Genomic DNA, 11,555 nt, shown 5'->3' with positions numbered 1-11,555 from the left:
GTGACCGAACGGACTCTGGTACTGATCAAGCCGGATGGCATCGAAAGGCAGCTGATCGGCGAGATCATCAGCCGCATCGAGCGCAAAGGCCTCACCATCGCTGCGCTGCAGCTCAGGACCGTCAGCGCGGAGTTGGCCAGCCAGCACTACGCCGAACATGAAGGCAAACCATTCTTTGGATCGTTGCTGGAGTTCATCACGTCGGGTCCGGTGGTAGCGGCGATCGTGGAGGGAACCCGAGCCATCGCGGCGGTTCGCCAACTCGCCGGCGGCACCGACCCGGTGCAGGCGGCGGCGCCCGGCACAATCCGGGGCGACTTCGCTCTAGAGACGCAGTTCAACCTGGTGCACGGGTCTGATTCGGCCGAATCCGCGCAGCGCGAAATCGCGCTCTGGTTTCCCGGCGCCTAGCTCCGGGTGCGCCGATCCCGGGCGGCTTGGGCAGCACCCCAGCTCAAGGGAAGGTGACTCGGCCCAGTGATGTGGGATACTGATGACGGGTGAACGTCGCCGAAGCGGTGTCGGACGCCCGAATGAAGACTTAGGCAACCGCGACCATCGCCATCCTTCGATGCGGCGCGGCATGTCGGGCCGTCATTCAGCACGGTGCCGAGTGGGTTCGTCATGAGCTGCTCGGGACAAGACCATCACAAGCTCGGGAGACAAGTGACCCGGGCAGATAGCGAAGCCCTCGCGTGGCCGCGTCGATCAAGACGCGCCCGGGGGCTTGAGGAGAATACGTGATAGACGGTGCCCCACCTTCAGATCCACCAGAACCGAGCCAGCATGAGGAACTGCCGGACCGCCTAAGAGTCCATTCGCTGGCACGAACGCTGGGAACCACCAGCAGGCGGGTGCTGGATGCGCTCACCGCGCTCGACGGACGGGTCCGCAGCGCACATTCCACGGTGGATCGCGTCGATGCGGTCCGGGTGCGCGATCTGCTGGCCACTCATCTCGAGACTGCCGGCGTGCTGGCGGCCTCGGTCCATGCGCCCGAAGCGTCCGAGGAACCCGAGTCCCGGCTGATGCTAGAGACCCAGGAGACTCGGAATGCCGACGTGGAGCGGCCGCACTATATGCCGCTGTTCGTCGCGCCCCAGCCGATTCCCGAGCCGTTAGCGGACGACGAGGACGTCGACGATGGCCCCGACTACGTCGCCGACGATTCCGACGCTGACGACGAAGGGCAGCTAGACCGGCCGGCGAACCGGCGGCGACGTCGCGGCCGTCGGGGTCGCGGTCGCGGACGCGGGGAGCAGGGTGGATCCGACGGTGATCCGGTTGACCAGCAATCCGAGCCCCGGGCCCAACAATTTACCAGCGCGGACGCCGCCGAAACCGACGACGGCGACGATCGAGATTCCGAAGATACCGAAGCCGGTGACAACGGCGAGGACGAAAACGGTTCGCTGGAGGCCGGCAATCGTCGCCGGCGCCGCCGGCGACGGCGTAAGTCGGCTTCTGGTGACGACAACGACGCTGCGTTAGAGGGCCCGTTGCCTGACGATCCGCCCAACACTGTCGTACACGAACGCGTGCCCCGCGCGGGTGACAAGGCCGGCAACTCGCAGGATGGCGGCTCTGGCTCCACTGAGATCAAGGGCATCGACGGCTCGACCCGCCTGGAAGCCAAGCGGCAACGCCGCCGCGACGGGCGCGACGCCGGCCGGCGCCGCCCACCGGTGTTGAGTGAGGCCGAGTTTCTGGCTCGCCGTGAGGCGGTCGAGCGGGTGATGGTGGTGCGCGACCGGGTCCGCACCGAGCCACCGCTGCCGGGCACGCGGTACACCCAGATTGCGGTGCTCGAAGACGGTATCGTCGTGGAGCATTTCGTGACGTCTGCGGCCTCGGCTTCCCTGGTGGGCAACATCTACCTGGGAATTGTGCAGAACGTGCTGCCGTCGATGGAGGCGGCGTTCGTCGACATCGGGCGCGGTCGCAATGGAGTGCTCTACGCCGGTGAAGTCAATTGGGATGCAGCGGGGTTGGGCGGGGCCGATCGCAAGATCGAGCAGGCCCTCAAACCCGGCGACTATGTCGTGGTGCAGGTCAGCAAGGACCCGGTAGGGCATAAGGGCGCGCGGCTGACCACGCAGGTGTCGCTGGCCGGTCGATTTCTGGTTTATGTGCCGGGCGCGTCGTCGACCGGGATCAGCCGCAAGCTGCCCGACACTGAACGTCAGCGGCTCAAGGAGATCCTGCGCGAGGTGGTGCCGTCTGACGCTGGGGTCATCATCCGTACCGCGTCTGAGGGCGTCAAAGAGGACGACATTCGCGCAGACGTCGCTCGGCTACGGGAACGCTGGGAGCAGATCGAGGCCAAGGCACAAGAGACCAAGGAGAAGGCCGCGGGCGCTGCGGTGGCGCTGTACGAAGAACCGGACGTGCTGGTCAAGGTTATCCGTGACCTGTTCAACGAGGACTTCGTCGGCCTCATCGTTTCCGGCGACGAGGCTTGGAACACGATCAATGAATACGTGAATTCTGTTGCTCCCGAATTGGTTTCGAAGTTGACCAAGTACGAGTCCGCTGACGGGCCGGATGGCCAGTCCGCGCCGGACGTCTTCACGGTGCACCGCATTGACGAGCAGCTGGCCAAAGCGATGGACCGCAAGGTGTGGTTGCCGTCGGGCGGGACGCTGGTGATCGACCGGACCGAAGCCATGACGGTCATTGACGTCAACACCGGTAAATTCACCGGAGCCGGGGGCAACCTCGAGCAGACGGTCACCAAGAACAATCTGGAAGCGGCCGAGGAGATCGTGCGCCAGCTGCGGCTGCGCGATATCGGCGGCATCGTGGTCATCGACTTCATCGACATGGTGCTGGAGTCCAACCGCGACTTGGTGTTGCGCCGGTTGACCGAGTCGCTGGCCCGCGATCGCACCCGCCACCAGGTGTCCGAGGTGACGTCGCTGGGGCTGGTGCAGTTGACTCGCAAGCGGTTGGGAACCGGACTGATCGAAGCGTTCTCCACATCGTGTCCGAACTGCAGTGGCCGCGGGATCCTGCTGCACGCCGACCCGGTCGATTCGGCCGCGGCGACTGGGCGAAAGTCTGAGCCCGGTGCTCGGCGGGGCAAGCGATCGAAAAAGAGCCGGTCCGAAGAGTCCAGTGATAGGAGCATGGTCGCCAAGGTCCCCGTGCACGCTCCCGGTGAGCATCCCATGTTCAAGGCGATGGCAGCGGGCTTGTCCTCGCTGGCTGGTCGCGGTGACGAGGAATCCGGGGAGCCCGCTGCCGAACTCGCCGAGCAGGCCGGCGATCAACCGCCCACTGACCTCGACGACACCGCCCAAGCGGACTTCGAGGACACCGAGGACACCGACGAAGACGAGGACGAGCTCGACGCCGACGAGGACCTCGAGGACCTCGACGACGAGGACCTCGACGAGGATCTCGACGTTGAAGACTCCGATTCCGACGACGAAGACTCCGACGAAGACGCCGCCGATGCCGACGTCGACGAGGAGGATGCAGCCGGCTTGGACGGTTCCCCGGGCGAAGTCGACGTCCCCGGTGTCACGGAGCTGGCCCCTACCCGTCCACGTCGGCGCGTTGCGGGCCGGCCGGCCGGCCCACCAATCCGCCTAGACTGACCTGCTCGAAATCGCACAGCGCAGGGTTCGTCGGGACGCCGCCCCCGTGGGGTGTGGCGGCGGGTGGCTCCTCATCGTGGGGATCGACCATGGTCGATTCGTCGAAGGGATCACGACCGCGCAACACCTCGTCGGCTTTGGACAGGTCAATGGTCTTTGTCCACGAGGCAACCAGGATGGTTGCGACGGCGTTGCCGGAGAAGTTCGTGAGCGAACGGGCTTCCGACATGAACCGGTCGATCCCCACAATCAGCCCGACACCGTCCAGCAGCTCGGGGCGATGAGCCTGCAGGCCGCCGGCCAGCGTCGCAAGGCCCGCACCGCTGACCCCGGCAGCGCCCTTGGACGCGATGATCATGAACGCCAGCAGCGCGATCTGCTCGCCCCATGTCAAGCGATGTCCCATCGCGTCGGCGATGAACAGCGACGCCATGGTCAGATAGATAGCGGTGCCGTCAAGATTGAACGAGTAGCCGGTCGGCACCACCACGCCGACCGTGCTGGATTGCACGCCCAAGTGTTTCATCTTGGTGATCAGTCTGGGCAGCACCACCTCCGACGACGATGTTGCGAAGATCAGCAAGTACTCGCGGGCTAGATAGCGCAGCAGCCGAAAGATCGACAAACCCGACACGATGCGCAGTAGCACTCCCAGGACGCCGAAAACGAACACCACGCACGTCAGGTAGAAGCCGGCCATCAGCAGCAGCAGGTTGGTGACGGCGTTGAAGCCAGTCGTGGCGACGATATTGGCGATCGCACCGAACGCGCCGATCGGAGCCAGCCACAGTACCATCACGAGCACCTTGAACACCAGCTTTTGCAGGTTCTCGACGGCACGCAGGATGGACTCGCCTGCGGGGCCCAGGCCTTGGACCGCGAAACCGACCAGCAGCGCGACGAGTAACACCTGCAGCACGTTGCCTTCAGTAAGGGCTGAGGGGAGCGACCTCGGAATGATCTGCTGGATGAACCCAGCGATTCCGTGTGACTCCGCAGCCTGGCCGGCCAATGCTGCGCCGCTTCCGACCGCACCAGGCCTAAGGTGCAGATCCCTACCCGGACTGAGTAGGTTGCCGACGATCAACCCGATCCCGAGCGCCACCGATGACATCGTTAGAAAGTAGGCCAAAGCCAGCCCGCCGACCTTGCCCACGGCCGCGGCTTTGCGCACCGAGCCGATCCCGAGCACGATCGTGCAGAAGATGACCGGTGCGATCATCATCTTGATCAGGTTGACGAACACCGTCCCGAGCACCGTGAGGCTTTTTCCGGTCGACGGCGCCGTCAGCCCCACGATCACACCGGCTATCACTGCGAAAATGACCGCGAGATACAGCCAGTGGGTGCGGTCTCGGCCTTTGTTGTTAGCCGGCAAATCCGTGACCGGCGCACGATCCAAGGGGGCGGTCATCGGCGGTTCCTCCAGATCGACATCGGACGCGATTCGGCACGATGTTAGCCGCAGCCATCAGCGGTCCAACCCGGATGACGTCACCACCCGGGCCCCGGAGTGCGCCGGTAGCGTCGAGATCGACGCTACCGGCGCACTTTCGTGTGCTGGCGTCGATCTCGCTGAGGCCCCGCTGGTTTGACCCCGTAGTTGCAGGTCACGTACCCTTGACCAGTTGTCGCCAGGCTGACGGCTGGAGACGATGCGGGGTCCGTTGTAGGTGCCCGCCCAAGACCCAGCACGCGTCCCGCCGCTGGCCCGCGCGCGAAGCGCAACGCATGCAGCGGAAGTATGAAGAGGCAGGAGCAATGATGGCGACCTACGCAATCGTCAAGACCGGCGGCAAGCAGTACAAAGTCGCTGTCGGAGATGTGGTCAAGGTCGAAAAGCTGGAATCCGAGCAGGGGGAGAAGGTGTCCCTGCCGGTGGCTCTGGTTGTCGACGGCGCCACCGTCACCACCGATGCGAAGGCACTGGCCAAGGTCGCGGTGACCGGTGAGGTGCTCGGGCACACCAAGGGCCCCAAGATCCGTATCCACAAGTTCAAGAACAAGACTGGCTACCACAAACGGCAGGGACACCGTCAGCAGCTGACGGTCCTGAAGGTCACCGGCATCGCATAACGGAGGCGACAGACATGGCACACAAGAAGGGGGCTTCCAGCTCGCGCAACGGTCGCGATTCCGCCGCCCAGCGGCTGGGGGTTAAGCGGTACGGCGGCCAGGTCGTCAAGGCCGGCGAGATCCTGGTCCGCCAGCGCGGTACCAAATTCCATCCCGGCGTCAACGTCGGGCGTGGCGGCGATGACACCTTGTTCGCCAAGACGGCCGGGGCGGTCGAGTTCGGCATCAAACGCGGACGTAAGACGGTGAGCATCGTCGGTTCGACCACTGCCTGAGCGTCGCGCGTGTGCGCCCACTGCGAAGATTCACGAGGGGCAAAACCCGCAGTAGCTGCACACTCCGCAGATGAAGGGGAGCTCGGTGCCTCGGTTTGTCGATCGGGTCGTCATCCACACCAGAGCGGGTTCGGGCGGTAACGGCTGCGCTTCGGTCCATCGCGAGAAATTCAAGCCGCTGGGCGGCCCCGATGGCGGAAATGGCGGCCGGGGCGGCAGCATCGTCTTCGTCGTCGATCCGCAAGTGCACACCCTGCTCGACTTCCATTTCCGCCCGCATCTCACCGCGGCTTCGGGCAAGCACGGGATGGGCAATAACCGCGACGGGGCCGCCGGCGCGGATTTGGAAGTGAAAGTTCCCGAAGGCACCGTGGTATTGGACGAGAACGGCCGGCTACTGGCCGACCTGGTCGGCGCGGGCACCCGCTTTGAAGCCGCCGCCGGAGGCCGTGGCGGTTTGGGCAACGCCGCGCTGGCTTCCCGCGTGCGTAAGGCCCCCGGTTTCGCACTCCTCGGCGAAAAGGGACAGTCCCGAGACCTCACCTTGGAACTCAAGACCGTCGCCGACGTCGGCCTGGTCGGGTTTCCGTCGGCCGGAAAATCCTCGCTGGTGTCGGCGATTTCGGCGGCCAAGCCGAAGATCGCCGACTACCCGTTCACCACCCTGGTGCCCAACCTCGGTGTGGTCTCGGCTGGCGAGCACGCGTTCACCGTCGCCGACGTGCCGGGGTTGATCCCGGGCGCATCCCGGGGCCGTGGTCTGGGGCTGGACTTTCTGCGGCACATCGAGCGCTGCGCTGTACTGGTGCATGTGGTGGATTGCGCTACCGCCGAGCCGGGCCGCGACCCCATCTCGGACATCGACGCGCTGGAAACGGAACTCGCGTGCTACACGCCCACGCTGCAAGGGGACGCGGCTCTGGGCGATCTCGCCGCACGGCCGCGTGCGGTGGTCCTCAACAAAATCGATGTGCCGGAGGCCCGCGAGCTCGCGGAGTTCGTCCGTGACGACATCGCCCAGCGCGGCTGGCCGGTGTTCTGCGTGTCGACCGCAACCCGGGAAAACCTGCAGCCGTTGATCTTTGGGCTGTCGCAGATGATCTCGGACTACAACGCTGCGCGGCCGGTGGCGGTGCCACGGCGGCCGGTGATTCGTCCGATTCCGGTGGACGACAGCGGTTTTACCGTCGAACCCGACGGGCATGGTGGCTTTGTCGTCAGCGGTGCCCGGCCCGAGCGTTGGATTGACCAGACCAACTTCGACAACGACGAGGCCGTCGGCTATCTCGCCGACCGGCTGGCGCGCCTGGGTGTCGAGGAGGAATTGCTGAGGCTGGGTGCGCGGTCAGGATGCGCGGTGACCATCGGCGAGATGACGTTCGATTGGGAGCCGCAAACGCCTGCGGGTGAGCCGGTCGCGATGTCCGGCCGGGGCACCGATCCGCGGCTGGACAGCAACAAGCGGGTGGGCGCGGCCGAGCGAAAGGCCGCTCGGAGTCGGCGTCGCGAACACGGGGATGGCTGATGAGAAGTCCGCATCGGGACGCAATCCGGACCGCGCGCGGCCTTGTCGTGAAGGTCGGGACCACGGCGCTTACCACACCGTCCGGGATGTTCGATGCCGGCCGGCTGGCCGGACTGGCCGAGGCGGTCGAGCGGCGGATGAAGGCGGGTTCCGACGTCGTCATCGTGTCTTCGGGCGCCATCGCCGCCGGCATCGAGCCGCTCGGGCTGTCCCGTCGTCCCAAAGATCTGGCGACCAAGCAGGCGGCGGCCAGCGTCGGGCAGGTCGCGCTGGTGAACTCGTGGAGCGCGGCGTTCGCCCGCTACGGCCGCACGGTGGGCCAGGTGCTGCTGACCGCGCACGACATTTCGATGCGGGTGCAGCACACCAACGCCCAACGCACGCTGGATCGGCTGCGCGCGTTGCACGCGGTGGCGATTGTCAACGAGAACGACACCGTGGCCACCAACGAGATCCGGTTCGGTGACAACGATCGGCTGTCTGCACTGGTGGCGCACCTGGTCGGCGCCGACGCTTTGGTGCTGCTGTCGGACATCGACGGCCTCTACGACTGCGACCCGCGCAAAACCGCGGACGCGACGTTCATTCCGGAGGTGTCCGGGCCGGCGGATCTGGACGGTGTGGTCGCCGGCCGCAGTAGCCACCTGGGTACTGGCGGCATGGCGTCCAAGGTGGCGGCGGCGCTGTTGGCCGCCGACGCCGGGGTGCCGGTACTGCTGGCCCCCGCGGCCGACGCCGCGACCGCGCTCGCCGACGCGTCGGTGGGCACGGTGTTTGCGGCCCGGCCCGCGCGTCTGTCGGCCCGGCGGTTCTGGGTGCGTTATGCCGCCGAAGCAACCGGCGCACTGACTCTCGACGCCGGTGCGGTGCGCGCTGTGGTGCGACAACGCCGGTCACTGCTGGCGGCGGGTATCACCGCGGTGTCCGGCCGGTTTTGCGGCGGCGATGTGGTCGAACTGCGTGCACCCGACGCGGCCATGGTAGCCCGCGGGGTGGTTGCCTACGACGCGTCCGAGCTGGCCACCATGGTGGGCCGGTCCACCTCTGAGCTACCCGGCGAGCTGCGCCGCCCGGTGGTGCACGCCGACGATCTGGTCGCGGTGTCGGCGAAGCAAGCTAAGCAAGTTTAGCTACCATATTGCTCCGAGATGCGGTGTACCCCAAATGATTTCGATCAACATGGCCGCTAGCTGCGCATTGCGGCCGAGCGGGTATCCGAGGTGAACTAGCGGATCGTCATGGGACTGCTCGGCGGCCAATCAGGGCCCAGGGTCGGCAGCGGCCCAGTCGGTAGCATCCCCACGCCGGTCAATGCCGCCATCTGCCAGCAGCGCGGGGGATTCCACGGTGTCGAGCGTGGATACTCGGCGGGTGATTCGGGCGTTCTGACGTCGCTGGGCGACAATGAAAGGACGATGAACTTTTACTCCGCCTACCAGCACGGGTTCGTGCGCGTTGCCGCCTGCACTCACCACACCACCATCGGTGACCCGGCGGCCAACGCCGCGTCGGTATTGGACATGGCCCGTGCGTGCCACGACGATGGCGCAGCGTTGGCGGTCTTTCCTGAGCTGACGCTGTCGGGCTACTCCATCGAGGACGTACTACTGCAGGACTCTCTGCTCGATGCCGTCGAGGACGCGCTGCTCGACCTGGTGACCGAATCCGCCGACCTGTTACCTGTACTGGTGGTCGGGGCTCCGCTGCGGCATCGACACCGCATCTACAACACCGCGGTCGTCATTCACCGCGGCGCCGTGCTCGGCGTGGTGCCCAAGTCGTATCTACCCACCTATCGCGAGTTCTACGAGCGGCGCCAGATGGCGCCCGGAGACGGGGAGCGGGGCACGATCCGCATCGGTGGCGCCGACGTGGCCTTCGGCACGGACCTGTTGTTCGCCGCGTCAGATCTACCCGGCTTTGTGTTGCATGTGGAGATCTGCGAGGACATGTTTGTGCCGATGCCGCCCAGCGCCGAGGCGGCCCTGGCGGGCGCGACGGTGCTGGCGAATCTGTCCGGCAGCCCGATCACCATCGGCCGTGCCGAGGACCGCCGGCTGCTTGCGCGCTCGGCGTCGGCGCGGTGTCTGGCTGCCTATGTCTATGCCGCCGCGGGGGAGGGGGAGTCAACGACGGACCTGGCCTGGGACGGTCAGACGATGATCTGGGAGAATGGCGCACTGCTCGCGGAGTCCGAACGTTTCCCCAAAGGAGTGCGCCGCAGTGTCGCCGACGTTGACACCGAGTTGCTTCGGTCGGAGCGGCTGCGGATGGGCACGTTCGACGACAACCGGCGTCACCACCGGGAGTTAACGGAATCGTTCCGGCGCATCGACTTCGCACTCGACCCACCGGCAGGCGACATCGGACTGCTGCGCGAGGTCGAGCGGTTCCCGTTCGTTCCGGCCGATCCGCAACGATTGCAACAGGATTGCTACGAGGCCTACAACATCCAGGTGTCTGGACTCGAGCAACGGTTGCGGGCGCTGGACTATCCGAAGGTCGTTATCGGTGTGTCCGGGGGATTGGACTCGACGCACGCGCTGATCGTCGCGACCCATGCCATGGACCGCGAGGGCCGGCCGCGCAGCGACATTCTGGCGTTTGCGTTGCCCGGATTCGCCACCGGGGAGCACACTAAGAACAACGCGATCAAGCTGGCACGTGCGCTGGGGGTTACCTTCTCCGAAATCGATATCGGCGACACCGCTCGGTTGATGCTGCACACAATCGGCCATCCGTATTCGGTTGGCGAAAAAGTGTACGACGTCACCTTCGAGAACGTCCAGGCCGGGTTGCGCACCGACTATCTTTTCCGTATCGCCAACCAGCGCGGGGGAATCGTACTGGGCACCGGGGACCTGTCGGAGCTGGCACTGGGTTGGTCGACATACGGTGTCGGCGACCAGATGTCGCACTACAACGTCAACGCCGGTGTGCCCAAGACGCTGATCCAGCACCTGATCCGGTGGGTCATTTCGGCGGGTGAGTTCGGTGAGAAGGTGGGTGAGGTATTGCAGTCGGTGCTCGACACCGAGATCACCCCCGAACTCATTCCGACCGGCGAGGAGGAGCTGCAGAGCAGCGAGGCCAAGGTCGGACCTTTCGCCCTACAGGACTTTTCGCTTTTTCAGGTACTGCGCTACGGATTTCGCCCGTCGAAGATTGCGTTTTTGGCCTGGCATGCGTGGAACGATGCGGAGCGGGGCAACTGGCCGCCCGGCTTCCCAAAGAGCGAACGCCCGTCCTATTCATTGGCCGAAATCCGGCATTGGCTGCAGATTTTCGTCCAGCGGTTTTATTCGTTTAGCCAGTTCAAGCGTTCGGCATTGCCCAACGGCCCCAAGGTGTCCCACGGGGGCGCGTTGTCGCCGCGTGGGGATTGGCGGGCCCCGTCGGATATGTCAGCGCGAATCTGGCTCGATCAGATCGACCGTGAGGTGCCCAAGGGCTAGCGGATCAACCCCACACCCGGGACGAACCGGCCGACGCTGGCGGTGTAGCCGCGGTAGACGGCACTGTGCGTCCGCAACAGGTAGGGTTCTTCGACGCGGCGGACATGCACCTCGAGCGTGGCAACGAGCAGGATAAACCCGGCGAGGGCAACGAGATTCGGAGTCACCAGCAACAGCCCGAGGCCAAACGCCATCATGGCCGTGTAGATGGGGTGACGCACCCATTTAAACGGGCCGGTGCGCACCAGAGTGGTGTTCTCCTGCTCGTCCACCCCGATCCGCCACGAATCGCCCATCGCAAGCTGGGCGTAAACCGTGGCCGCGATCCCGGCCGTCGCCGGGATTATGCCGGCAACCTGAATCCAGACCATGCGCAGAGTATTCAGCGGTTGGACAACGTTGGTCCGCTGCAGCACCGCAGCGACCACCGTCACGATCAGGGCGATGACAAAGCACGTCCCGGTAATCCACTCCAGCGAACCGACCCGGCCGCTGACGCCGCGAAAGCCGGTGGATCCGGTGCGTCGGTGCTGCAGCCAACTGCGTCAGCCGAATCCGACCACACTGAAAACCGCGAAGAGTGCCAGCGCTAAGTCGGCCGCGGTGGTCGTTCGCATCAGCG

General features: G+C 65.5%; 10 protein-coding genes. 7 read left to right on the top strand and 3 right to left on the bottom strand.

Going from position 1 to position 11,555, the window contains the following annotated elements:
• Together ndkA and rne are read left to right on the top strand one after the other, a co-directional pair.
• A complete protein-coding gene (gene ndkA, locus Rv2445c) occupies window positions 1-411 on the top strand; it encodes a nucleoside diphosphate kinase (protein NP_216961.1) in 411 nt (136 codons plus the stop codon).
• Window positions 412-740: 329 nt separating this feature from the next.
• A complete protein-coding gene (rne, locus tag Rv2444c) occupies window positions 741-3,602 on the top strand; it encodes a ribonuclease E (RefSeq protein ID NP_216960.1) in 2,862 nt (953 codons plus the stop codon).
• Here rne and dctA read toward each other — a convergent pair.
• The gene (gene dctA, locus Rv2443; RefSeq protein ID NP_216959.1) at window positions 3,541-5,016 is read right to left on the bottom strand and encodes a C4-dicarboxylate-transport transmembrane protein DctA; all 1,476 of its coding nucleotides are present in this window, start codon (window positions 5,014-5,016) and stop codon (window positions 3,541-3,543) included. The genes rne and dctA overlap by 62 nt on opposite strands.
• 347 nt (window positions 5,017-5,363) lie before the next feature.
• Here dctA and rplU point away from each other — a divergent pair, with 347 nt between their 5' ends.
• The 4 genes from rplU to proB all read left to right on the top strand — a co-directional run bounded on the left by rplU (window position 5,364) and on the right by proB (window position 8,608).
• Window positions 5,364-5,678: a 50S ribosomal protein L21 gene (gene rplU, locus Rv2442c; protein NP_216958.1), complete on the top strand. Its 315-nt coding sequence runs from the start codon at window positions 5,364-5,366 to the stop codon at window positions 5,676-5,678.
• Between the two features lie 14 nt (window positions 5,679-5,692).
• A complete protein-coding gene (rpmA, locus tag Rv2441c) occupies window positions 5,693-5,953 on the top strand; it encodes a 50S ribosomal protein L27 (protein NP_216957.1) in 261 nt (86 codons plus the stop codon).
• 85 nt (window positions 5,954-6,038) lie between these two features.
• Window positions 6,039-7,478, top strand: a complete 1,440-nt coding sequence (gene obg, locus Rv2440c) for a GTPase Obg (protein NP_216956.1) — start codon at window positions 6,039-6,041, stop codon at window positions 7,476-7,478.
• Window positions 7,478-8,608, top strand: coding sequence for a glutamate 5-kinase protein (gene proB / locus Rv2439c; RefSeq protein NP_216955.1), 1,131 nt, complete (start codon window positions 7,478-7,480; stop codon window positions 8,606-8,608). The genes obg and proB overlap by 1 nt, the downstream gene beginning before the upstream one ends.
• Before the next feature lie 129 nt (window positions 8,609-8,737).
• Here proB and Rv2438A read toward each other — a convergent pair whose 3' ends face one another.
• A complete protein-coding gene (locus tag Rv2438A; protein YP_177671.1) occupies window positions 8,738-9,016 on the bottom strand; it encodes a hypothetical protein in 279 nt (92 codons plus the stop codon).
• Between Rv2438A and nadE the strand changes: the two genes are divergently transcribed.
• Window positions 8,894-10,933: a glutamine-dependent NAD(+) synthetase gene (nadE, locus tag Rv2438c; protein NP_216954.2), complete on the top strand. Its 2,040-nt coding sequence runs from the start codon at window positions 8,894-8,896 to the stop codon at window positions 10,931-10,933. The genes Rv2438A and nadE overlap by 123 nt on opposite strands.
• On the opposite strand, the gene Rv2437 is transcribed toward nadE, so the two are convergent.
• Entirely contained in the window at window positions 10,930-11,349 is a 420-nt protein-coding gene (locus Rv2437; RefSeq protein NP_216953.1) for a transmembrane protein, read from the bottom strand. The two genes, nadE and Rv2437, sit on opposite strands and share 4 nt — an antisense overlap.
• Window positions 11,350-11,555 lie beyond the last annotated feature (206 nt).

It is taken from the genome of Mycobacterium tuberculosis H37Rv (assembly GCF_000195955.2).
GTDB classification, from domain to species: Bacteria; Actinomycetota; Actinomycetes; order Mycobacteriales; family Mycobacteriaceae; genus Mycobacterium; species Mycobacterium tuberculosis.
This window is presented reverse-complemented; position numbering and strand designations above follow the sequence as displayed.